The 22,838-nt window shown below is 72.2% G+C and carries 16 protein-coding genes; 8 read left to right on the top strand and 8 right to left on the bottom strand.

All coding sequences use genetic code 11. The annotated features are described in order from the left end of the window. Positions 1-101 precede the first annotated feature (101 nt). From ACFYL4_RS04860 to ACFYL4_RS04850, 3 genes are all read left to right on the top strand, one after another. Positions 102-2,552, top strand: coding sequence for an ATP-binding protein (locus ACFYL4_RS04860; protein WP_387516442.1), 2,451 nt, complete (start codon positions 102-104; stop codon positions 2,550-2,552). 164 nt (positions 2,553-2,716) lie between these two features. After that, the gene (locus ACFYL4_RS04855; RefSeq protein ID WP_357762491.1) at positions 2,717-5,233 is read left to right on the top strand and encodes a LuxR C-terminal-related transcriptional regulator; all 2,517 of its coding nucleotides are present in this window, start codon (positions 2,717-2,719) and stop codon (positions 5,231-5,233) included. A 413-nt stretch (positions 5,234-5,646) separates the two neighbouring features. Beyond that, positions 5,647-6,495, top strand: coding sequence for an AMP-binding protein (locus ACFYL4_RS04850; protein ID WP_357762372.1), 849 nt, complete (start codon positions 5,647-5,649; stop codon positions 6,493-6,495). A 72-nt stretch (positions 6,496-6,567) separates the two neighbouring features. On the opposite strand, the gene ACFYL4_RS04845 is transcribed toward ACFYL4_RS04850, so the two are convergent. After that, on the bottom strand, positions 6,568-7,104 hold the full coding sequence (locus tag ACFYL4_RS04845; RefSeq protein ID WP_357762369.1) for an ATP-binding protein: 537 nt from the start codon (positions 7,102-7,104) through the stop codon (positions 6,568-6,570). A 715-nt stretch (positions 7,105-7,819) separates the two neighbouring features. On the opposite strand from ACFYL4_RS04845, the gene ACFYL4_RS04840 reads away from it, so the two are divergent. The 4 genes from ACFYL4_RS04840 (at position 7,820) to ACFYL4_RS04825 (ending at position 12,966) form a co-directional block, all read left to right on the top strand. Beyond that, entirely contained in the window at positions 7,820-9,424 is a 1,605-nt protein-coding gene (locus tag ACFYL4_RS04840; RefSeq protein WP_387516439.1) for an ABC transporter substrate-binding protein, read from the top strand. 46 nt (positions 9,425-9,470) lie between these two features. Beyond that, a complete protein-coding gene (locus ACFYL4_RS04835) occupies positions 9,471-10,406 on the top strand; it encodes an ABC transporter permease (RefSeq protein ID WP_357762363.1) in 936 nt (311 codons plus the stop codon). Next, entirely contained in the window at positions 10,403-11,287 is an 885-nt protein-coding gene (locus ACFYL4_RS04830; RefSeq protein WP_357762360.1) for an ABC transporter permease, read from the top strand. The genes ACFYL4_RS04835 and ACFYL4_RS04830 overlap by 4 nt, the downstream gene beginning before the upstream one ends. A gap of 68 nt (positions 11,288-11,355) precedes the next feature. After that, complete coding sequence (locus tag ACFYL4_RS04825; RefSeq protein ID WP_357762488.1) at positions 11,356-12,966, top strand: ABC transporter ATP-binding protein; 1,611 nt, start codon at positions 11,356-11,358, stop codon at positions 12,964-12,966. 66 nt (positions 12,967-13,032) lie between these two features. On the opposite strand, the gene ACFYL4_RS04820 is transcribed toward ACFYL4_RS04825, so the two are convergent. From ACFYL4_RS04820 to ACFYL4_RS04810, 3 genes are all read right to left on the bottom strand, one after another. Next, positions 13,033-14,262, bottom strand: a complete 1,230-nt coding sequence (locus tag ACFYL4_RS04820) for a multidrug effflux MFS transporter (protein WP_357762357.1) — start codon at positions 14,260-14,262, stop codon at positions 13,033-13,035. A gap of 112 nt (positions 14,263-14,374) precedes the next feature. Beyond that, on the bottom strand, positions 14,375-15,214 hold the full coding sequence (locus ACFYL4_RS04815; protein ID WP_357762354.1) for a GNAT family N-acetyltransferase: 840 nt from the start codon (positions 15,212-15,214) through the stop codon (positions 14,375-14,377). A gap of 107 nt (positions 15,215-15,321) precedes the next feature. Continuing rightward, positions 15,322-16,998, bottom strand: coding sequence for an alpha/beta hydrolase (locus ACFYL4_RS04810; RefSeq protein ID WP_357762352.1), 1,677 nt, complete (start codon positions 16,996-16,998; stop codon positions 15,322-15,324). Positions 16,999-17,102: 104 nt separating this feature from the next. Here ACFYL4_RS04810 and ACFYL4_RS04805 point away from each other — a divergent pair, with 104 nt between their 5' ends. After that, positions 17,103-17,597, top strand: a complete 495-nt coding sequence (locus tag ACFYL4_RS04805) for an Lrp/AsnC family transcriptional regulator (protein ID WP_357762349.1) — start codon at positions 17,103-17,105, stop codon at positions 17,595-17,597. A gap of 15 nt (positions 17,598-17,612) precedes the next feature. Here the strand turns inward: ACFYL4_RS04805 and ACFYL4_RS04800 are convergent, their stop codons facing one another. From ACFYL4_RS04800 to ACFYL4_RS04785, 4 genes are all read right to left on the bottom strand, one after another. Continuing rightward, positions 17,613-18,215, bottom strand: coding sequence for a hypothetical protein (locus ACFYL4_RS04800; protein WP_357762346.1), 603 nt, complete (start codon positions 18,213-18,215; stop codon positions 17,613-17,615). A gap of 174 nt (positions 18,216-18,389) precedes the next feature. Then, positions 18,390-20,111 (bottom strand): flavin monoamine oxidase family protein, encoded by a 1,722-nt coding sequence (locus tag ACFYL4_RS04795; protein ID WP_387516435.1) that lies wholly within the window; start codon positions 20,109-20,111, stop codon positions 18,390-18,392. Between the two features lie 82 nt (positions 20,112-20,193). After that, complete coding sequence (locus tag ACFYL4_RS04790; protein ID WP_357762341.1) at positions 20,194-21,000, bottom strand: carbon-nitrogen hydrolase family protein; 807 nt, start codon at positions 20,998-21,000, stop codon at positions 20,194-20,196. Positions 21,001-21,277: 277 nt separating this feature from the next. Beyond that, on the bottom strand, positions 21,278-22,738 hold the full coding sequence (locus ACFYL4_RS04785) for an amino acid permease (protein WP_387516433.1): 1,461 nt from the start codon (positions 22,736-22,738) through the stop codon (positions 21,278-21,280). Between the last annotated feature and the right edge of the window lie 100 nt (positions 22,739-22,838).

The raw sequence follows: 22,838 nt of genomic DNA, 5'->3' as shown, positions 1-22,838 counted from the left end.
CCATTCGCGAGACAGTTCCGGGTCCGGGTGCCAGACTGGGACAGGCTGTACTCCGTGCCGTACCTCAGGCACGGCCGATTGGTGTCCTAGTAATCGAGGCCATGTCTCCTCCTCGCCACAACCTGCCCCTGTCCGCTGGTGAGTTCATCCAGTTCGTCGGACGTGAACGCGACATCGTCGACCTGAGCCGTCTCATGGGCTCGGCCAGGATGATCACGCTGACCGGCACCGGCGGGATCGGCAAGACGCGGCTCGCGCTCCACCTCGCCGAGCGCGTCCTGCGCCGGTTCCCCGACGGTGTGCGGTTCATCGACCTGAGCGAGGCCACCACCCGCGAACAGGCGCTGCGCGCGGTCGCCTCCGGTATCCAGGCGGTCACCGGTGACGCGACCACGCTCATGGACAGCGTCATCACCGCGCTGCGCACCCAGCACCTGCTGCTGGTACTGGACACCTGCGAGCACGCCGTGGAGCCGATGGCCGAACTCTGCGAGGCGGTGCTGCGGGACTGCCCCCGGGTGCGCGTCCTGGTGACCAGCCGCCAGCCCCTGCACGTGCCGGAGGAGAACATCTGGCGGGTGCCACCGCTGTCGCTGCCCGCGCGGCCCACCCCGACCGACCCCTACGCGGCGGTACCCGCACCGATCCCCCGGCGCGACGCCCAGCGCTACGAGTCGGTGCGCCTGTTCCTCACCCGGGCCCACGCGGCCCGTTCCGGGTTCGAGATGACGCGCGAGAACTCGGGGTACGTGGCGGAGATCTGCCGCATGCTCGACGGCATGCCGCTGGCGATCGAGCTGGCCGCGGCCCGGGTCCGGGTGCTGTCGGTCCAGCAGATCCTGCGCCGCCTGGATGACCGTTTCCAGCTCCTGACCAGCGACGGCACGGGGCACCTCCCGGCACGGCAGCGGACCCTGCGGGCCGTTCTGGAGTGGAGCCACGACATGCTCGGCGACACCGAGCGGTTGCTGCTGCACCGGCTGTCGATGTTCTCCACGTGGTACCTGGAGGCCGCCGAGGACGTCTGTTCCGGCGAGGGCGTGGACGCCACCGACGTGCTCTCCCTGCACTTCTCGCTGTTGGACAAGTCCCTCGTGGTGATGGACTCCGAGATCAACGGGACGGCCCACTACCGGCTGACCGAGACCGTGCGGGCCTACGCCGCCGAACACCTGGGCGCCGACAGCGACCGGCGCTGGGACCGCTACCTGCGGTTCACCGTCGACCGGCTGGAGGCGGCGGCCAAGAGCGCCACCACCCCCCAGGCCTGGGAGGAGTGGCTGGGGCGGCTGCGCATGTACGACCACCACCGTGAGAACCACGCCCGGCTGGTCGAGTGGGCGCTCTCGCGGGGGCGCGTCGACGACGCCCTGCGGGTGTGCGTGGCGCTGCGGGCCTACTGGCTGATGCGGGAGCTGTCCGCCGAGGGCAGCAGGCTCCTGGAGGGGGTGCTGGCGCACCGGCCGGACGAGCAGGTGCCCGCGCTGCGGGCCAGGGCCCTGGCCCTGCACGCGGAACTACGGCTGGACGTGGACCCCGCACCGAGGGTCGAGACGCTCGCCTCGTGTGCCCTGGAGGCCGCACGCGCGTGTCGCGAACCGGTGGCCGCGGCCTCGGCGCTGGCCACCCTCGCCACGCTCTCGCTGCGCACGGGCGCCCTGGAGGAGGGCGAGCGGCAGGCGGCCCGGGCCCTGGACTGGGCGGGCCAGTCCGGCGACCCCATGACCGAGGCCAGCACCCGGGGCGTCCTCGCCGAGCTGGCGCGTCGGCGCAACGCCGTGGGCGAGGCGGTCGCGCACCTGGAGGGGAGCGCGAGCGCCTCGCGGGCGCTGGGCAACCGCTGGAGCGAGGCCCGGGCCCTGTACGGGCTGGGCGGGATCGCCGCCGACGAGGGCGACCACGACCGGGCCCGCGCACTGTTCTCCGAGGCGCTGGAGGTCTTCGTCGAGCTGCCCTCCGCACCGCACGCCGCGCGGTGCGCCGCGGACCTGGGCCGTCTCCACCTGGCCGCTCGGGACACCCTGTCCGCGCGCGAGCCGCTCAGCCGCTGCCTGCGGGTGAGTTTCGCCTCGGGCCGCCGGATCGCGGTGGCCGAGGCCCTGGAGGCGCTGGCCGAGCTGGCCCTGGCGGAGGAGGAGCCCACACGGGCCGCCGCCCTGGCGGGAGTCGCGGCCGACCTGCGGGCCTCGCTGGACCACCCCTCGGCCGAGACCGTCCGGCTGCGTTCGGCGGTGGAGCGCCGGGTGGGCGCGGGGCGGGCCACGGAGGCGTGGAGCGCCTGGCGTTCACTGCCCCTGGAACAGGTGCGCGACCGCGCCCTGGCCTTCCCCCGGCCGCCCACGCCCCGCCTGACCGGCCCGGACTCGCTGACACCACGGGAGCGGGAGATCGCCACGTTGGCCGAGGGGGGTCTGTCCAACCGCGAGATCGCGACGCGCCTCACCATCAGCCAGGCCACCGCAGCGCGCCATATCGCGAACATCTTCAGAAAACTCTCGATTTCCTCCAGGACGCAGTTGACCGGCTGGGCTTCCACCGGTGAGACCGGCTGAACCGGGGGTGTTCGTGCCGAAGCACTTGCACAGTGCGCGTGCACCCGCTAAACCAGGAAGCCCAAGCCCTCCTCCCGAACCGATGTCTCCCGTCCCCCCGTATCCCTCGAATCCTCCGAGGTAAGCCCCCCCGACAGCCCCTACTTGTGAAGGCCATGGCACCTCTGACCGCGCCCGCGCGGCACAATCTCCCCCTGCCGGGCACCAGTTTCGTGGGCCGGGAGCGAGATCTCAGCGATCTGCTCCGCCTACTCGGCTCCAGCAGGTCCGTCACGCTCAGCGGCGCGGACGGCATCGGCAAGACGCGGCTGGCGCTGCGTGTGGCCGAACAGTCCACCGTGTCGTTCCCCGACGGAGTGTGGATCGCCGATCTCACCGACGTGCGTACGGCTCTGGAGGTGTACGCGCGTGTCGCCCAGGCCGTGGGGGTCGTCGAGGAACCGGGGCTGCCGCTCGGGGCGACGGTGACCGAGGCTCTGCGGGATCGCAGGCTGCTGTTGGTGCTGGACTCCTGTGAGCACATCGCGGACGAGGTGACCGAGGTCGGGGAGACCCTCCTCGCGGAGTGCCCCGCGGTGTCGGTGCTGCTCACCAGCGAGGTCCCGGTGCGGTTGGCCGGCGGGACGGTGTGGCGGGTGCCCGCGATGGCGCCTCCGATGGCCCCGCGCAACGCCCCGCCCCCGGACCCCGAGGACTCGGAGCCGGTGCGGTTGTTCCTGGACCGGGCCCGCTCCCGCGACCCGCGGTTCGCCGTCGCCGGCCCGGAGCTGGAGGCCGTGGCGACCCTGTGCGACCTGGGCGGCGGGGTACCGCTGGGCATCGAGGTGCTGGGCGCCCTCGCGCCGGAGCGGGGCGTCGCGGCGCTCACGGAGGAACTGCGCGACCACCTGTCCTCGCCGGTGTTCCGGCCCGGTCCGGGCCAGGCCGTCTCGCGCAGCGAGGTGCTGCCGCTGGTGTTGGACTTCGCCTACCGGGGGCTGCCCGAGCCCGAACGCGTCCTGCTGCGCCGCCTGTCGGTGTTCCGGGGCTGGGACCTGGAACTGGCCGAGCAGGTGTGCGCGGACGAGTCCCTGCCCGAGCAGAGCATCCTGGACCTGCTCACGTCGTTGCTGGACCGCTCCCTGATCACGGTGACCGGTGAGTTCGAGGGCCGGGTGCGCTACCGGCTGCCCGAGGCGGTTCGCCGGTTCGCGCGGGAGCGGCTGGTGGCCGCGGGCGAGTCCGAGCTGTTCCAGGAACGCCTGCTGGCCCGCATGCTGCGGCTGGCGGAGGACCTGGGCCGGCGGCTGGAGTCGAGCCGCCCCATGCCGTGGTCCGAGCGCGACTCCGGGCGCCAGCGGGTGATCGCCGAGTACGACACGCTCCGGTCGCTGCTGCGCTGGTCCCTCCAGAAGGGCGCCGCCGAACCCGGGCTGCGGCTGTGTGTGAGCCTGGTGGCGCACTGGGTGAGCCACAACAGCTACTCCGAGGGCGCGCACTGGATGGACCGCCTGCTGGCCCTCGAGGAGAGCGCGAAGGCGCCTTCGAGGGCCCGGGCGCTGGTCGGCCGGGCCCAACTGGCGCGTGTGCGCCGGGACCACGCGCTGGCGCTCGAGGCGGGCGAGGAGGGGCTGCGGCTGTGCCGGGAGGCGGGCGACGACGCGTTCGTGCGCACCGCGCTGAGCCTGCTGGCCCTGGTGGAGGTCCGCGAACGCAACCTGGACCGGGCCTCGGTGCGGGTGGAGGAGGCGCTCCGGCTGTGCCGGGAGGCCGGCGACCTGTGGGGCGAGGCCATCGCCCTGGGATGTAGGGCGGCCCTGGTCGCGCAGCAGGGCGACTACCCGACCGCCGACCAGCACTACAACGCCGCGTTGGCGCTGTTGCGGGGCATCGACCACCGTTGGGGTGTGGGCGTGACCCTCATCGGCCAGGCCCGTACCGCCGAGGTGAACGACGATCTCATCACGGCCGACCGCTGCTACCGGGAGGCGTTGGACACGCAGCGGCTGATCGGTTCGGTGTCCGAGGAGGCCCGCTGTCTGGCCGGGATCGGCCGGGTGGCGCACGCCCAGGGGTACACCGGCCAGGCCTACGACTACCTGAGTGAGGGGCTGCTGCTGAGCCACGCCAGCGGGCAGCGGGCCGAGGCGGCTCGGAGCCTGGTGGCGCTGGCCCGGGTGGCGTTCGGTTCGGGGCTGCGTGAGTCGGCCTGCCGTCTGGCGGGCGCGGCCACCGCACTGCGTGCGCGGGTCGGGCTGCCGGAGCGCGAGGCGCCCTGGCCGTTCGCGGGCGCCGAGCGGGGGCGCCGCCGCCACCGCCAACTGGTGGACTGGTGGGAGCGGGGTCACGCGCTGGGGCATTCCGAGGCGGTCCGCGAGGCGGAGCTGTTGGCCGAGGAGGCGCGTCACCCGGCTCCCCGGTCGGCGCGCGGGCGGCGCGCGGGCGAGGGCCGCACGTCCCCCGCCCGGCGCAAGCCCTCCACTCCCCTGCCGGAGTCCACCAGTCCCGAACAGCTGCTGACCCGGCGGGAGCTGGAGGTCGCCCAGCTGGTGAGCACGGGCCGGAGCAATCCCGAGATCGCTCGGAAGCTGTTCATCACGTCGTCGACGGCGGCCCGGCACGTGGCCAACATCAACCGGAAGATGGGCTTCCACTCGCGCACGCAGATCGCGGCGTGGATCAGGCGGCACCGGCCGGGTTGATCGCAGGCGCGAGCGCACGGCACGGGTGGACGGGTGAGCCCGCCCGGGTGGTGTAGTTCGCACCCGACCCTGAATCTACATATGCATCTGCATGGCCAGATGCATGTGCATATGGCCATGAACGCGCTAGGGTCGAAGCCATGGGACCACGGGCTCCCGGCATCGTGCGAACGGCGCCCGAGCCGGTCCCAGAAACGGCCGTCGGAAGCCCGGGCCGAACACCGGGCCGCCGTCGGGCCGTCGGTCACGGGAGGGTTCCCGGGGCCGGTGGGCAACCGCGTCGGCGCGGGGGGACCTGGGGAGGCCCCTCGCGGTGAACGTCCGGCGCGGCGCTTCCGGGCTCGCCACGTGGAGGGGGCGTGACGAGCCCGGTTAGCGGGCCCGCACGACAGACCGTTCGAGTGGGGGAGCGCATGGGGGTTGGGCTGAGTTCAGGAACCGGACGACCGGGTCGTCACCTGCCGCGTCGGGACGACCCGATCGGCTCACTCACGGGCGGGTTGTGCGAACGGCTGCGGCTGCGGACCGGGCGCGGCGGAACCATCCGCGGCGCCTCCGGGCGCACCGACGCGCTGACCTTCGCGGCCACGGTCGAGCAGGCCGCCGCGGGGCTCAGCCGCCGTGGACTGTGTCTGGGGGACGTGGTCGGCGTGCTCGCCCCCGTCTCCCCCGACCGTTTCCTCGCCTCGTACACCGTGATGGCCGTGGGCGGCCGGGCGCTGACCGTCCACCCCGAGTCCGACCTGCGCACCCAGTGCCGCGCGCTGGCCGAGACGGACGCCCGACTGCTGATGGTGAGCGAGGACCTCGCCGAGCGGGGACTGGAGCTGGCCGAGCGCTCACGGGTGCGGCAGGTCATCACGTTCGGCACCGCGCTGGGCACGACCCCGTTCCGGGATCTGCTGCTGCCGAGCCCCGACGGGAACGGCTACAGCCCCGCGCGCGGTCTCTTCGACAACGGGCACCTGGGGTACGAGCCCGCCGGAGACGACATCCTCACCACGCTGCACACCCACCACGACCTGCTGGCGCGCTTCACCGAGCTGCGGGACGACCTCGCCCTGACCGCCGACGACGTCGTCGCGGTGGGCGGGTCCGGGGACGAGGCGACCCGTCTGGCCCTGGTGGCGCTGGCGCTGTGGACCGGCACGTGTGTGGTCGCGGGCGAGGGCTGCCCGGCCCCGGAGGGGCGCCAGGTGACGGTCACCTGCGATCCGGTGCCGACCCGGATCGCCCACCCGCGGTCGGACCTCGCGGGCTAGCGTCCACGCGGCCGGGGCGGCCGTCACCCCGGGAGGGGCCACGGGATGATCCGTGGCCCCTCCCCCGCTTTCTCAGACCTGTTCCGACGCCGTGTCCGCGGCCGCCTCGTCGTCGATCTCGAACCAGGTCACGTGGGTGGCCTCGCTCCAGTACTCACCGCTGCGCGTGGCACAGCTGTCGACGATGAACTTGCCACGGCCGAAGTCGTCACCGTCCTCGCGGGTGTGCACGCCGTCGGCGTCGACCGGGTCGCGCTCGCCCTGGTCGGCCACGGCCACCCGGAGGCGGTTCGCGTCGGAGCGGATGAACAGCGTCATCACGCCCCCGCTCTGGCCCGAACGCGAGTGGAGCAGGGCGTTGGTCGCCAACTCGCTCACGGCCAGCTCCGCGTCGTCCAGGGCACCCGGGCCGTGCCCGTTCCTGGTGAGGAACTCGCGTACCCGTGCGCGGATGGACCGCACGGCGGTCAGGTTCCCCGCGCAACTCCACACGGTGTGGTCGGTGACCCCACCCGTGAGATCGCCGACGTCGATGCTCGGTGCGGTCGACGTCGCGGCGTCTGCGGCTTCCGCGGGCACGTAATCCCGGAGTTGCCTCGCCTCAGCCATCCGGTCACTCCAATCACCCGCGACGGGCGCGCGGGTTGCGCCGCCTGCACTCACCTTAGACAAGGGTGTGCCGGGTCCAGAACAGCACACCTCGCTTCTTCACGCCGGGGATTGGCCACAAAACCCCGTCCCGTGTCCTCCCCGATGTGAACAAAGGAAACGGTCCGGACCTCAGGGCCACCCATGTGAGGTGCAACACGCGGGCAACGGTTGGCCGTATCCGGCCGCGCGCGGCGCCCGTGCTCCGCTCGGCGGCGGGCGCGGCACCCACGGGGACCCGTCCAGGACACCCCAAGGAAGTCACCCTACGTGATCGCGCGCCCGGTAAAGACGGAAAACAAGCGACTAAACGCCACGTTTTCACTACCCACAGACAACGATGAGGACACAACAGGGAGCGCCGGAAACCCGTGCGGGACCCCTACCACGGCTCGGAAGGCGTGCGCGCCCGGACACGCGGAAGGCCCACCGATTCGGTCGGAAACCCCCAGGCCACAGCAGATTCCATCAGCCCCTCAATTCCCATCCCGGGCCGTCCGTAAGTGCGGGCGGGAGCGGCCCCGATCCCGCCCCGACCTCGTTTGACGCTTCCTGTGGGGCGAACAAGTATCGATTGGGGCCGATCCCGACATCCCCTCCCGGGGGCACCCCCAGCCACCGTCTGTCACAGGGTCCCGGCCTCTCCGAAGTCCACGTACCCACACGAGGTGTCCCCGTGCCTGCCCAGTCCGAAGACCCCACCACCGCCCTGAACCACCTCACCTCCCGCCGCAGCCTCCTCAAGGCGGGCGCGGCCGGTGCGGCCGTCGCCCCCGTCCTCGCCGCGTGCGGCGGCGGAGGCTCCGGCTCCGGTGGTTCCGGCGACGGCGAGCCCCAGACCGGCGGCCGTCTCAAGGTGGGTGTCGCGGGAGGCGGCGCCAGCGACACCCTGGACGCGCACGACCCCACCGACAACGTCGACATCGCGCGCAACCACGCCCTCTACGCGGCCCTCATGCGCTTCGACAACGACGGCACCATCGAGCCCTACCTCGCGGAGTCGCTGGAAGCCAACGAGGACGGCACCGAGTGGACCCTGGTCCTCAAGGAGGGGCTGACCTTCCACGACGGCTCCACGGTCACCACCGAAGCCGTCCTGTACTCCCTCAAGCGCATCCTCGACCCCGACAACCCCATGCGCGGCGCGGGTGACATGCCCGGCGTCGACCCGGAGCGGATCGAGATCGTCGACGACCTCAGGATGACCATCCCCGTCGACGAGCCGCTGGTCACCCTGCCCGAGGCGCTCGCCGAGTACTACAACTGCGTCGTCCCGGTGGACTACGACCCGGAGAACCCGATCGGCGCCGGGCCCTTCAAGTTCTCCGAGTTCAAGGTCGGCGAGTACAGCGTCTTCGAGCGCCACGAGGGCTTCCACATCGACGGCCTGCCCTACGTGGACGAGCTGGAGATCGTGAACTTCCCCGAGGACGACGCCCGCGTCAACGCGCTCAACAGCGGCAACGTCCACGTCATCAGCCAGGTTCCGCACGTGCAGGTCGCCATCATGGAGGGCGACCCCAACGTGAGCATCCTGGAGTCCGAGACCGGCATGTGGCTGCCGTTCACGATGAACATCGAGGAGAAGCCCTTCGACGACGTCCGCGTCCGTCAGGCCTTCCGCCTCATCGTGGACCGCCAGGAGATGATCGACCAGGCCCTGGCCGGGTACGGACAGCTCGGCAACGACATGTACGCGCGGATGGACCCCTCCTACCCCGAGGACATCGAGCAGCGCGACCAGGACATCGAGGAGGCCAGGCGCCTGCTCGCCGAGGCGGGTTACGAGGACGGCCTGGAGGTCGAGCTCGTCACCTCCGACATCAGCGCGGGCGTGGTCGCCGCCGCCGAGGTCTTCCAGGAGCAGGCCCGCGAGGCCGGGGTCACCGTGACCCTGCGCCGGGTCAACCCCAGCGACTACTGGAACCCGGAGGAGGGCTTCCCCTACGCCTTCGGCCAGGACTTCTGGAGCGCCCGCAACTACATCACCCAGACCGCCCAGGGCTCGGTCGTGGGCGCCCCCTACAACGAGACCATGTGGGGCGAGCACGAGGAGTGGCTGGAGTACCTGGAGGAGGCGCGCCGGACCGCGGACGACGACGAGCGCAACGCGCTCATCCGCAAGGCGCAGGAGATCGAGCACGAGGAGGGCGGCTACATCGTGTGGGGCTTCGTGAACCTGCTCGACGCCCACCACATCACGGTGCACGGCCTGACCCCGGCGGTCTCGGGCCACCCCCTGGGCTCCTACGCCTTCCACACGATGTGGCTGGAGCAGTAGCGGACACCCGGTTCCCGCACCTCCAGACCGCTACCGAAAGCTCACCATGACTCGACTCATCGTCGTCCGCCTCCTGTTCGGGGCGCTGACACTCTGGGCGGTGTCCCTCGTGGTCTTCGCGGCCACGCAGGCGCTGCCGGGCGACGCGGCCCAACTCATCCTGGGCCGCGACGCCACCCCGGAGCGGCTGGAAGCCCTCCGCGACCAGCTGAACCTGCACCAGCCCGTGGCCGTGCAGTACGCGCAGTGGCTCCAGGGCCTGCTCCAGGGCGACCTGGGCACGTCCTTCTCCAACCGGCTGCCCGTCGCCGACTACCTCGCCGACCCGGTGCGCGGCTCGCTCACCCTGATGGGCCTGTCCGCTCTGGTCGCGACCCCGGTCGCCCTGTTCGTCGGGGCGTTCAGCGCGCTGCGCCGCGACCGGGCCTTCGACCACACCTCGTCCATGGGCACGCTGGTCCTGGCCTCCGTCCCCGAGTTCGTGGTCGGCATCCTGCTGATCCTCCTGCTCGGCCCGGGCGGCCTGGGCGTCTTCCCGTCCGTGTACTCCCGTGACGGCGGCCCCGAACAGTGGGTCCTGCCGGTGCTGACGCTCGCGCTGGCCGTGGCCCCGCCGATCGTGCGCATGATGCGGGCGACCATGATCGAGGTCCTGGAGAGCGAGTACGTGCAGCAGGCACGCCTCAAGGGCATGGACGAGCGCACGGTGCTGTGGCGCCACGCCGCCCCCAACGCGATCGGCCCGGTCGCCCAGGTGGTCGCCCTCCAGTTGGCCTGGCTGGCCGGCGGCGTGGTGGCGATCGAGTTCCTGTTCAACTTCCCCGGTGTCGGCAAGGTCCTCATGGACGCCATCAGTAACCGCGACGTGCCGCTGATCCAGGCCGTCGTGCTGCTCATCGCGGGGATCTACATCCTGGTCAACCTGGTCGCCGACGTGATCGGGCTGGCGGCCAACCCGAAGGTGAGGGTCGCGAACCGATGACTGGACCCTCGACGAACACGCCCGTCACGGCGGCGCCCCGCCGCCGTCCGGGGCTGTTCCGGACCGCGTGGCGGTTCGGCCGTACCAAGGTGGGCGTGGGCCTGACCGGCCTCATCGTCCTGATCGCCGTGCTGGGGCCGTTCGTGGCCCCCTACACCGCCACCGAGTTCGTGTCCAAGCCGTTCGAGACGGGTGTGGACGGCACCCTGTTCGGCGGCGACAACCGCGGGCGCGACGTGCTCACCCGCTTCCTGTGGGGCGGTTGGACGCTGCTCCTGCTGGCCGCCGCCTCCGCCGGGATCGGCGTGGCCGCCGGTACCGTCGTCGGCGTCATCGCCGGCTACCGCCGCGGCTGGGTGGACGACGTCCTCATGCGGACCAACGACGTGCTGCTGGCCTTTCCCCAGCTCATCGCCGCCCTGTTGGTGATGTCGATCCTCGGCCCGCAGGTGTGGCTGATCGTGGCGGTCATCGCCGTCTCGCACATGCCGCGCGTGGCCAGGGTGATCCGCGAGGCCACCCGCAAGGTGATCGAACAGGACTACGTGAAGGCCGCCGAGGCGATCGGTCTCCCCCGCTGGCGCATCATGACGGTGGAGATCCTGCCGAACGTGACCAGCCCGCTCCTGGTGGAGCTGGGCCTGCGCCTGACCTACTCCATCGGTGTGGTGGCGGTGCTCGGCTTCCTCGGCATGGGACTCCAGCCGCCCACGGCGGACTGGGGCCTGATGATCAACGAGAACCGGGGCGGCATGGCCATCCAGCCGTGGGCGGTGGCGCTGCCCGTGACGGCGATCGCGGTGCTCACCGTCGGCGCCAACCTCATCACCGACGGGCTCTCCCGAGCGGCGATCGGCATCGACCGGGGGGTAGAGAAGTGACCTTGGACGAGAACACGGGGGCCGGGGACACCGGCCGCGAGGAGCGCCGCGACGGCGAGACCGTACTGGTGGTCGACGGGCTCACCGTGATCGGGCGCCCCTCGGACGTCGAGATCATCAGCGGCGTGTCGGTGACGGTGCGACGGGGCGAGATCCTCGGCCTGGTGGGAGAGTCCGGTTCGGGCAAGACCACCCTGGGCCTGTCACTGCTGGCGCACTGCAAGCGCGGCACGGAGATCGTCGACGGCCACGTGCTGGTCGACGACCAGGACCTGGCCACCCTCAACCCGCGCGAGGTCCGCCAGCTGCGGGGCCGCGCGGTGGCCTACATCCCGCAGTCACCCGCCTCGGCGCTCAACCCGGCCCTGCGGCTGGGCACGCAGCTGGCGGAGGCCCTGCACGACGGGTCGCTGTCGGCCGCGCGGGTCCGGGAGCGGGTCCGCGAGGTCATGCGCGAGGTGGCGCTGCCCGACACCGACGCGTTCCTGCGCCGCTACCCGCACCAGCTGTCCGGCGGGCAACAGCAGCGGGTGGCGATCGCGATGGCGTTCGTGGGCCGCCCGGACGTGATCGTGCTCGACGAGCCGACCACCGGCCTGGACGTCACCACGCAGGCTCACGTGCTGGAGACCATCCGGTCGATGACCCGCGACTACGGGACCGCCGGCGTGTACATCAGCCACGACATGGCCGTGGTCGCCGACCTGGCCGACGACATCGCGGTGATGTACCGGGGCGAGCTCGTGGAGCACGGACGCGCCGACGCGGTGCTGGCCGACCCTCGGCACGAGTACACGCGCCGACTGCTGATGGCGGTTCCGCTCCTGCGGACCTCGGGGCACGAGGAGCCGGGGACCGGGGCCGAGGAGGAGCCGCTGCTGCGGGTCCGCGGTCTGTCCGCCGGGTACGGGCGCACGCGGGTGCTGGAGGGGATCGACGTGTCGGTCTCCCGTGGGGAGTGCGTGGCCCTGCTGGGCGAGTCCGGCTCCGGTAAGACGACCCTGTCGCGCTCGGTGGCGGGCCTGCACCACGAGTTCACCGGTGAGATCCTGTTCGACGGCGAACCGCTGGCCACCAGCAGTTACCGGCGGACGGCGGAGCAGCGCCGCCGGGTGCAGTACGTGTTCCAGAACCCGTACGAGGCCCTGAACCCGCGCAAGCGGGTGCGGGAGCAGATCCTGGGCCCCTACCGTCACCTGGTGGGCCGCCCCGACGACCCGGACGCCGTGGTGGCCCGGGCCCTGGAGCGGGCCGCGCTGCCCGCCTCCTACGCGGACCGCTTCCCCGAGCAGCTCAGCGGCGGCGAGCGCCAGCGCGTGTGCATCGCGCGAGCGGTGGCCACCGGCCCGGACCTGCTCGTGTGCGACGAGATCACGTCGGCGCTGGACGTGTCGGTGCAGGCGGAGATCGTGAAGCTGCTGCGCGAGCTCCAGGACCAGGGCATGGCGCTGTTGTTCGTGACCCACAACATCGCGCTGGTGTCCAACATCGCCGAGCGGGTCGCGATCCTCAACAAGGGCGAGATCGTCGAGTACGGGACGGTGGGCGAGGTGATGTCGTCGCCGAGCCACGAGTACACGCGCGCGCTGATCGCCGACACCCCGGACTTCGAGTTGTCCTTTCCGGGCGCCCCCGCGCGCCTGGGCCTGGACGCCGAGGACCGCGTGACCGAGGGCTGACCGGGCCCGACGGACGGGGGCCGGGCGCGCACGACGCGCACCCGGCCCCGGTCCGCGTTCCCCCGCTCATGGGAGGGGGTCGGCCTCCGGCACCGCGGCCTCCGCGCGCGGCCTGGCCAGCGTGAGCAGGACCAGCAGGCCCAGGGCCGAGCTGGCGCACAGGAGCAGGCCCATGGGCACGGCCGTGGTCTCGTCCAGGCCGACCAGCGGCGCGACGACGGCGCCGATGGTCATCGGTAGGGCTCCGAGCAGGGAGCTGGCGCTCCCGGCCCGGTTCTCCTGCCCCTCCATGGCCAGGGCGAAGGAGCCGGTGAGGACCACGCCCATACAGGTCATGTAGACGAAGATGGGCACGACCAGGAGCACCAGCGGTCCCTGGAGGAGCGCGGTGGCGAGCACCACGGAGGTGGCCGCCACCGCGACGGCCACGGCCGCCGCCAGCAGGCGCCGCTCGCCGTAGCGGCCGCTGAGCCGGCCCACCGCGGAGCTGCCCAGGATGATGCCGATCCCGTTCACCCCGAAGAGGAATCCGAAGACCTGCGGGGACACCCCGTACAGGTCCTGGTAGACGAAGGGCGTCCCGGCCACGTAGGCGAAGCTGCCGCCGTGCAGCAGGCCGACGATCAGCGTGTAGCCGAGGTAGCGGCGGTCCCGGAACAGCGCTCCCATCGTGCGCAGGCTGCCGCCCAGGGTGCTCGGGATGCGCCGCCGAGGGTGGAGCGTCTCCGGCAGGCGCACCGCCACGACCAGGACGATCAGGGCGCCGAGCAGGGCCAGCGCCCAGAACACGCTCCGCCAGGTGGTGGAGGGCAGCATGAGGACGCCGCCGCCCACCACGGGGGCCACCATGGGGGCGACCGCGACCACCACCATGATGAGGGCGAAGAACCGGGTGAGCGCCGGGCCGTCGAAGACGTCGCGCACCACCGCGCGGGAGAGCACCACCCCGGCGCTGGCGGTGAAGCCCTGGAGGAACCGGCCCAGCACCAGCACCCCGGTGTCGGGGGCGAGCGCGCACAGGGCCGAGGCGAGCACGAACAGCGCCACGCACACCAGGAGCGGCCCCCGCCTACCCCGGGCGTCGCTGATCGGGCCGATCACCACCTGGCCGACCGCGAGGCCGACCAGGCAGGCGGTGAGGCTCAGCTGCACCTGGGAGGCGTTGGCGCCCAGATCGTCGGAGATCTCGGGAAACGCCGGAAGGTACATGTCGATGTTGAGCGGGCCCAGCACGGTCAGCAGGGCGAGCAGCAGGGCCAGCCCCAAACGCGCGCGGCCGGTCGGGTTGTGGAGCATGGGGCCTCTCTGCGGCACGGGTGAGGGAGCCCGTCCACGGTACCCAGCTCCACCCGGCCGGTTGCCGGACCGGTCGGCAATCTGACGAGGACCCGTCAGTTGGGTCCGCCGGTCAGAAGAGGACCGACATGACCTCCCCCACCTGCCGGAAACCGACGCGCTGGTAGGTGGCCCGGGCGGGGGTGTTGAAGTCGTTGACGTAGAGCGTCACGCGGGGGGCGATCTCGGCGAGCGCGTAGTTGACCACCGCGGCCATACCCGCGCTGGAGTACCCGCGTCCGCGCAGCTCGGGGTGGACCCACACGCCCTGTACCTGACAGGCCTGCGGAGTGACGGCGCCGATCTCCGCCTTGAACACCACCTGCCCGTCCTCGATCCGGGCGAAGGCGCGGCCCGTGCGGACCAGCTCCTCGACGCGGGCCCGGTAGAGGGCGCCACCGTCACCGGAGTCCGGCGGGACCCCCACCTCCTCGGTGAACATGGCGACGCACGCGGGGACGAGGGTGTTGAGCTCCTGGACGCGGACCCTGCGCACCAGGGGGTCGGGCGTGACGGCGGGCGGGCCGTCGATCTCCAGGACGGGTTGGCTGGCCCGGATGGCGCGGGCGGGCCCCCAGGCGGGGGTGACCTGCTGCCAGAAGTCGTTGACCGCCTCGACCGGCCCGACGATCGAGGAGCAGCGGCGGCCGCGCCAGCGCGCGTGGTCGGCGAACCCGCGCACGGCGGCGGGTCCGGCGTTGACCGGGACGAGGTTGGCGCCCGAGTAGCACAGGGCGGTGAGTCTGCCGCGTTCGGTGTGTCCCCACAGCTCGGCCCCGGCTCCACCGGACATGCCGGTGGCCATCAGCCGTGAGGCCACGAAGACGTTGCCCACGGGGTCGGCGTCCAGGAGCGCGCGAACGGCGTCCCGGTCGCGGGCTCCGAGAATCCGTACGGCCGAGGTCCGCAGCATCGCATCTCCCCCTCTTCCCGATCACCGTCTCCGGCTGGACACCGGGTCAGTTCGTGGGCCCACGGCGGTTCGCGCCGGTTCCAGCCTATTCGACGGCCTGTCCGGACTCACCTGGAGGTTTCGAGTCCGACCGGTCCGAGCCGCTCGACCGGGGTGAGCTCGGCCCCCTGCGCGGTGCGCGGGCTGGGCTCGGGCCGGGCGTCACAGGTCAGGTCGGGTCCCTCCGCCATGCGCTCGGGCAGGGTCCCCTCGCGGAGGTAGGCGACAACGGTCTCGTCCACGCAGGCGTTCCCGGTGAGGGCCACGCCGTGGGTGATGCCGCCGTCCTCGATCACCAGCGAGGAGCCGGGCAGCCGGTCGCGCAGGGAGCGGGCCCCCTCCACGGGGGTGGCGCCGTCGCCGGTGGCGTGCACCAGGAGCACGTCGCCGTCGTAGGCCGGGTGCTCGTAGGGGCCGTCGCCGACCTGGAACCAGGGCTCCGACTCGCCGGACCAGGAAGCGCACGGAGCGTTGTACCAGGTGTTGTGCCAGGCCAGGAAGGGGGCGTCCTTGTGGGCCCGGTGGGCGTCCGCGCTCCACGTGTCCCAGTCGTGGGGCCACCGGGAGTCGGTGCACTGGACCGCGAGGTATCCGCCGTAGCCGGGGTCGCTGCCCGCGTCGTCGCCGTAGGTCGCGTTCAACTCCAGCAGCGGAGCCGGGTCGGCGTCGTTGACCTGCGCGGACAGCGCCGCTGCGACATCGGGCCAGGTGTTGCCGCTGTAGGCGACGACGGCGGCCGCGCTCTCCAGTTCGCTGGGCCCGACCGTGTCCTCCAAAGGCGCGTCCCGGAGCTGGGAGCGCAGGCGGTGGTAGGCGGACGCGACGGACGCGCCGTCGGCGCCCAGGCCGAAGACGGCGTCGTGGCGGGCGGTCCAGTCGAAGAAGTTGGCGGCGGCGCGGTCGAGGGAGCGGGTCTGTCCGAGGTTGCTCTCGTACCAGGGCAGGTTCGGGTCGACGACGCTGTCGAGGACGACGGCGCGCACGCTGTCGGGGTAGAGCGAGGAGTAGACGGTACCGAGGTAGCTGCCGTAGGAGTAGCCGAGGTAGTCGATCCGGTCGAGGCCGAGGGCGACCCGGATGGCGTCCATGTCGTGCGCGGTGTCCTCGGTGCGCATGTGGTCCAGGAGCGGCCCGGCGTTCTCGGCGCAGGCGTCGGCGTAGGCGCGGGCGTCCTCGCGCAGCGCCCTCTCCTCGGCGGCGTCGGCCGGGACGGCGTCCTTGCGGACCGGGGCGAAGTACCCGGGGTCGCAGGTGACGTTGGGGGTGGATGCGCCCATGCCGCGCGGGTCGAAGGCCACCACGTCGTAGATCTCGCGCAGCTCCTGGGGCATGCGGTTGTGGGTGACCGCGGCCCACCGGCGTCCCGCACTGCCCGGGCCGCCGGGGTTGACCAGCACGGTGTGCTCGGCCTCGCCGGTGGCGGGGACCCGGGACAGGGCGATCCGGAGGGTCTCGGCGGTGTCGCCGACGCGGTCTCCCCCGGTGGTCCGGGTCATGGGGACGGTGAGGGTCGCGCACTCCATCTCGGTGCCGCCGACCGGGGCGAGGTCCTCGCAGGGCCGCCAGTCGAGGGACCGCTGGTCGAGCCGGGTGATCGGCGCGACGGCCTCGACCGGCGCGGCGGCCCGGGCCGCGGGAACGGCGACCAGTGAGGCCAGGAGCACCCCAGCGGAGACCGCTGCCCACTGTGTGCAGGTTGAACGCACGCTCTTACCCCCGATACCGGCCAGGACGTCCACCTGCATTCTCACCGCTACGCGACGTGACACCGGGAAACGACACGGACCCCGGTCGGGCACTGCCCGGTAACATGTGCCCTGGTCAGATCAGACGGGGACGAAGGGGCACCATGCGGCTTGATCGTGTCGACGAGCGGATCATCGCGATGCTCGGCGCGGACGCGCGGACCAGCTTCGCCGAAATCGGCGGCGAGGTCGGTCTGAGCCCCTCGGCGGTCAAACGCCGGGTCGACCGGCTGGTCGACTCGGGCGCCGTACGCGGCTTCACCGTGGTCGTCGAACCCCGGGCGATCGGTTGGACCACCGAGGCGTTCATCGAGCTCTACTGCCGTGCCCGCACGTCCCCGGGCGAGATCCGCCTCGGCCTGTCCGGGTACGCCGAGGTCACCTCGGCCTGCACCGTCACGGGCGACGCCGACGCGATCGTGCAGGTCCGCGCACGCGACACCCAGCACCTGGAAGAGGTCATCGAGCGGATCGGCGCCGAGCCGTTCGTGGTGCGCACCAAGAGCACCCTGGTGCTCTCCCGGCTCGTGGACCAACCCATCCTCGCGGGTGCCGCCGGAGCCGAGCCCTCCGACGAGGGCGACGGGCGGGCGGAATGATCCGCACAACAGGCCCTAGAGGTACCAGTTGGCGGCCAGGAACGACCCCCACCAGGTGAGACCGTAGGCGACGGGCGCCATCAGCACGGGTATCGGAGACCAGGAACGGCGTACCCGGGACAGGCCGTCGTCGTGCCACACGCGCTCCTCGCGGACCGCGTCGGCCCGCGCGGCGATCCGCTCTGCCATGCGTTCGGCCGGGCCGGTCCCGAGGAACATGGTGGGCCTGGAACGCCAGTAGGTCCGGACCACCACGAGTCCCCCGTCCCTCGTGCGTATCTCGATCAGCGCGTCCTCGGTGACCCGCACACGCTCGACGTCGATCCACCTGACCCGGGTGAGGGTCCGAAAGCCCCCCGTGACGAGCCCGTCCTCCCGCACCAGGGTCACGTAGCCGACGGCGCTCACACACCAGGCCCACAAGAGGAGCAGGACGAGGACGAAACCCCCGACGCCGAACCACAGGGAGATCTCCCACGCCAGCTCACCCAACTCGAGGAGCAGGACGAAACAGGCGACGAGAACGACGGGCGCCATCAATGCCGTCGCCGGTGACCAGTGGACGCTGCGAAGGGGGTCGCGCGCGGGGGTGGGCATGGAGGCGTCGGGGGTACGCATGGGGGAATCCCGTCGGGAGGTCTCGGGCCCGGAGCGGGAACCGGGAGGGGTACCGGACCGATACCCGCCGGAAGCGCCGGAACACGCGTATCCGCAGGCCGGAAGCGGCCACCCCCCGACCAGGACGGGAGGCCCGGCGGCGGCCCCGTACGCGCCCCGGACCCCCTCGAACGGTCAGTCCTCGGGCAGCTCCACCGGGGCCAGCTCGTCGAACAGGTCGCCCGGCCCGGGGTTGGTCGGGTCGGTCTCCCCGCCGAAGTGGCGCATCACGCCCCACACCGCGTTGAGGGCGGTCTGCACCGCTCCCTCCGCCCATCCGGCGGTCCAGGACACGTCGTCGCCCGCGAGGAACAGGCCCCGGTGCCGCTCGGCCAGATCGTCCTGGTGGAAGTGCGTGAACAGGCGACGCTGGTACCGGTAGTGGCCGGGGAGGTTGGCCTTGAACGCGCCCATGAAGTAGGGCTCGTCCTCCCAGGAGACCGTGACCGGGTCACCGGTGATGTGCGAGCGCACGTCCACGTCCGGGTAGATCTTGCCGAGCGAGGCCAGCATGACCTCCATGCGCTCGTTGGGCGACAGCGGCAGCCACTTGAGCGAGTCGTCGCACCAGGTGTAGGACAGGCAGATCGCGGCCGGGCCGTCCGGGTCCTCGCCCTCCAGCAGGTAGGTGCCCCGGGTCATGCGGTCGGTGAGCGTCATGCTCATGACGTCCCGACCGGTCTCGGGGTCGCGGTCGCGCCAGAACGCGCGGTCGACCGGTACGAACAGCTTGGACGACTCCATGTAGTGGGTCCGCTCGATCGCCGTCCAGTGGTCGATCGGCAGCAGGTCGTCGTCGCAGTCGATCTTGGACAGCAGCATCCACGACTGCGCCGTGAAGACGGCCGCCGGGTAGGTGCGGGTGGAGCCGGAGGAGTCGGTGACGGTGATGTTGCCCGCCGGGGAGTCCTTGGACGCCGTCCGGCGCAGCGCCGTCACCGCCGGACGCGGCTGCCCGCCGTGGAGCGAGGCCAGGGAGGTCCCCCGCGCCCAGTGCACCAGCTTGTCCGGGGCCGCCTCCCACAGTCGGCGCGGCAGCTGGTCCACACCCCCGACGATGCCCAGGTGGTCGTCGTCGGCGCCGGTGTAGGTGACCCGCAGGATCTCCAGGATGGAGTTGGGGAAGTCGGTGTCCCAGCCTCCGGTGCCGAACCCGACCTGCCCGAAGACCTCGCGGGCGCGGAAGGACGAGAATCCCGGGGACTCGCACAGGAACCCGTAGAAGGTCTGGTTGTCGAGCCGCTCGACCAGCGCGTTCCAGATCTCCTTCTGGGTGGCCACGTCGCGCTCGCGGATCGCCCGCTGCATGCGGGTGTGCTCGACGCTCTCCAGGGTCCGCTCCCAGGCGCGCGCCACCTCGCGGTAGGTCTCGGGGAGGTCGTCCAGACGCGTCGCGTAGTGCGACTCGCCCTTGAGGTCCACGACCGTGCTCGGGGTGGCGGGCGAGAGCGGGTTGGGGAACGGGCTGGTGCGCAGCCCCATGAGGTCGGCGTAGTGCCAGAACGAGGTGGAGGTCGGCGGGAAGCGCATCGCGCCCATCTCCGCGACGACGTCGTCGGGGGCCCCGGGCAGGCGCTCGGTGCGCAGGCGGCCGCCGATCCGGTCGGCCTCGTAGACGACCGGCCGCAGCCCCATCCTCATGAGCTCGTAGGCGGTGACGACGCCGGACAGGCCGCCGCCGATGACGGCCACCTCGGTGCCGTGGTGCCCGGCGGGAACCTGGCCCAGACCGGCGGGGTGCGCCAGGAACGCGTCGTAGGCGAACGGGAAGTCGGGCCCGGACATGGTCAGCGGACGGTGGTCGGGCCGGTCGGACACGGGCGCGGTACCGGCGGACGTGGGTACGGCGGACGTCATGGGGTCCTCCTTCACTGGGGCGGGAGCGGGCGCCGCGTGAGCGGCGGTGGTCGGGTGGTGCGGTCGTCGCGGAGAGGGTGCGTCAGGGGGCGCCGGGAGCCGGGTACAGGTCGGTGCGGCGGTCCCCCAGGTACGAGAGCTCGGAGCGGGAGGCGGCCACGTCGGCGGGGTGCACCTCGCCGACGAGCAGGGCCTCGGCGGCCCCCGCGCGCAGCAGTTCCGCGCCGTCGGGTCCCACCAGTGCGCTCAGCCCGACGTAGTCGAGGTCGCCCTCGGCGTCACAGCGGTTCGCGTAGGCCAGGTGGATCTGGTTCTCCATGGCCCGGGCCGGAACGAGGAGCGTGGCCACCGAGGTGGTCGGCGCCATCAGCGCGGTGGGCACCACGAGCAGGGTGGTCCCGGCCCGGGCGTGGGCCCGGACCGTCTCGGGGAACTCCACGTCGTAGCAGACCAGCAGGCCGATCCGGTGGCCGTCGAGGTCGGCCTGCACGACCAGGTCGTCACCGGCGCGGAAGTGGTCGCGGTCCAGAGCGCCGAACAGGTGGGTCTTGCGGTAGAGCGCGCGGGAGACCCCCGTGGCGTCCACCAACCGCACCGCGTTGTACACGTCGCCGCCGTCCAGCTCGGGAAAGCCGTAGACGACGGCCACTCCGGTGTCCGACGCGATCCGGGAGACCTCCGCGAAGAGGGGGCCGTCCGCCGGTTCGGCCAGCTCCCTGAGGCGATCCCCGATGTTGTAGCCGGTCAGCGACATCTCCGGGGTGACCAGCAGGGCGGCGCCCCGGTCGGCGGCGGCGCGGGCACGCTCTCGGAGGCGACGGAGCGAGGAGGCGGGGTCGCCGCTGCGTCCGGTGCCCTGGTCGAGGGCCACGCGCAGGGGTGCGGGCATGACTGGCTACCTCCCGAGGTGTGCTGGTGCGCCGACGCTGTCCGGCCGCGTCCACTCTAGGTGGAGGGAGGCGTGGGAACCGTGTGTGGAACCTGCGCCGTGTTGCGAGTTCGCACTGATCAGACGCGCATCTTTGCGTCCGAGGGCGTCTTCACGCTCCGTTCGTTCGCGTATCCGCGACGGTCACCCGTGGGAACGCGCGGCGGGGCCGGGGGATTCCCCCGGCCCCGCCGTCCTCACTCGCCGACCGCGCCCGGCGCCCCGGCCCCGTCCGGGGTCAGGCGCGGACCTCGGGAACGGTCTCGGCCTCCAGGGCGGAGCGGCGCATGCCGTAGCCGAAGTAGATCGCCAGCCCCACCGCGAGCCAGGCACCGAAGGCCGCCCAGACGCTCACCGGCATGCTCGCCATCAGGTAGGCGCAGGCCAGCACGCCCAGGACCGGGGTGATGGGCGCCCCGGGCATCCGGAAGGCCCGCCTGAGGTCGGGGCGGGTCCTGCGCAGTACCAGCACGGCCACGTTGACCAGGGCGAAGGCGAAGAGCGTGCCGATGGCCGTGGCGTCGGCGAGCGGCCCGAGCGGGATGAACGCGGCCAGCACGGCGATGAACACCGACGTGATGACCGTGTTGGCGCGCGGGGTGCCGTGGGCGTCCACCCTGGAGAAGGCCGCGGGGATCAGGCCGTCGCGTGACATCGCGAAGAGGATGCGCGTCTGGCTGTAGAGGACGACCAGGACGACGCTGGCCAGGGCCAGCACCGCACCGGCGGCGAAGATGACCGCCCAGACCGGTGTTCCGGTGACGACCGTGAGGATGCCGGCCAGGGAGGTCCGCCCCTCGGCGAACTCGGTCCAGTTGAGGGCGCCGACCGCGCTGAAGGCCACCAGGCAGTAGAGGGCGGTGACCACGATCATGGAGAACATGATGGCGCGCGGCAGGTCGCGCTGCGGGTCGCGCGCCTCCTCACTGGCGGTGGAGGCGGAGTCGAAGCCGATGTAGGAGAAGAACAGGGTGGCACCGGCGGCGGACACACCGGCCATGCCCATCGGCATGAACGGGGCGAAGTTGCCCCGCTGGACGGCGGTGACCGCGATGGCCACGAACATCACCAGCACGGCGACCTTGACGGTCACCATCACGGCGTTGACGCGGGTGCTCTCCCGCACCCCGACGAGCAGGGCGAACATCGACAGCAGGACCACCACGGCCGCGGGCACGTTGACCAGGCCGCCCTCCAGAGGACCGGCCAGGAGCGCGCCCGGCAGCGACAGCCCTGTGGTCAGGTGCAGGAGCTCGTTGATGTACTGGCCCCAGCCGACGCCGACCGCCGCGACGGAGACCCCGTAGGTGAGCATCAGACACCAGCCGCACACCCAGGCCGTGAACTCGCCCATCGTGGCGTAGCTGTAGGAGTAGGCCGACCCGGAGGCGGGGATCATCCCGGCCATCTCGGCGTAGGCCAGCGCGGAGAACAGCGCCGTCACACCGGCCAGGACGAACGCGAGGATGACGGCGGGCCCGGCGATCGGGACCGCCTCACCGAGCACCACGAAGATTCCGGTGCCCAGGGTGGCGCCGATACCGATCATGGACAGCTGCCAGAAACCCATGGTGCGGCGCAGGCCGTGGTCGCCCTCGGTCTCGGCCACGAGCTTCTCGACCGGCTTGCGCCGGCTCAGACGCCGCCCCAGGGTGGACTCGGACGCGTCCGCCCCCACGGGGCTCCTCTGCTGCACCACGAATGGACTCCTCGACGTTCTGCGGGTGGGCACACCGGTTCGGCTCCGTCTCGAACCAACGCAAGCCCACCTGTGCCTCGGGCAACGTTAATGGCGCCGC

Source organism: Nocardiopsis sp. NPDC006938 (assembly GCF_042869555.1).
In the GTDB taxonomy this organism is placed as follows: domain Bacteria; phylum Actinomycetota; class Actinomycetes; order Streptosporangiales; family Streptosporangiaceae; genus Nocardiopsis.
The sequence above is the reverse complement of the archived record's forward strand: the minus strand, read 5'-3'. Positions and strand labels throughout refer to the sequence as shown.

What these genes read in the sequence shown, in the direction of transcription:
- ACFYL4_RS04860 (WP_387516442.1), top strand. Translation starts at nt 102, where the DNA reads ATGTCTCCTCCTCGCCACAACCTGCCCCTGTCCGCTGGTGAGTTCATC.
- ACFYL4_RS04850 (WP_357762372.1), top strand. Translation starts at nt 5,647, where the DNA reads ATGGGGGTTGGGCTGAGTTCAGGAACCGGACGACCGGGTCGTCACCTG.
- ACFYL4_RS04845 (WP_357762369.1), bottom strand. Translation starts at nt 7,104, where the DNA reads ATGGCTGAGGCGAGGCAACTCCGGGATTACGTGCCCGCGGAAGCCGCA.
- ACFYL4_RS04835 (WP_357762363.1), top strand. Translation starts at nt 9,471, where the DNA reads ATGACTCGACTCATCGTCGTCCGCCTCCTGTTCGGGGCGCTGACACTC.
- ACFYL4_RS04830 (WP_357762360.1), top strand. Translation starts at nt 10,403, where the DNA reads ATGACTGGACCCTCGACGAACACGCCCGTCACGGCGGCGCCCCGCCGC.
- ACFYL4_RS04820 (WP_357762357.1), bottom strand. Translation starts at nt 14,262, where the DNA reads ATGCTCCACAACCCGACCGGCCGCGCGCGTTTGGGGCTGGCCCTGCTG.
- ACFYL4_RS04815 (WP_357762354.1), bottom strand. Translation starts at nt 15,214, where the DNA reads ATGCTGCGGACCTCGGCCGTACGGATTCTCGGAGCCCGCGACCGGGAC.
- ACFYL4_RS04810 (WP_357762352.1), bottom strand. Translation starts at nt 16,998, where the DNA reads ATGCAGGTGGACGTCCTGGCCGGTATCGGGGGTAAGAGCGTGCGTTCA.
- ACFYL4_RS04805 (WP_357762349.1), top strand. Translation starts at nt 17,103, where the DNA reads ATGCGGCTTGATCGTGTCGACGAGCGGATCATCGCGATGCTCGGCGCG.
- ACFYL4_RS04800 (WP_357762346.1), bottom strand. Translation starts at nt 18,215, where the DNA reads ATGCGTACCCCCGACGCCTCCATGCCCACCCCCGCGCGCGACCCCCTT.
- ACFYL4_RS04795 (WP_387516435.1), bottom strand. Translation starts at nt 20,111, where the DNA reads ATGACGTCCGCCGTACCCACGTCCGCCGGTACCGCGCCCGTGTCCGAC.
- ACFYL4_RS04790 (WP_357762341.1), bottom strand. Translation starts at nt 21,000, where the DNA reads ATGCCCGCACCCCTGCGCGTGGCCCTCGACCAGGGCACCGGACGCAGC.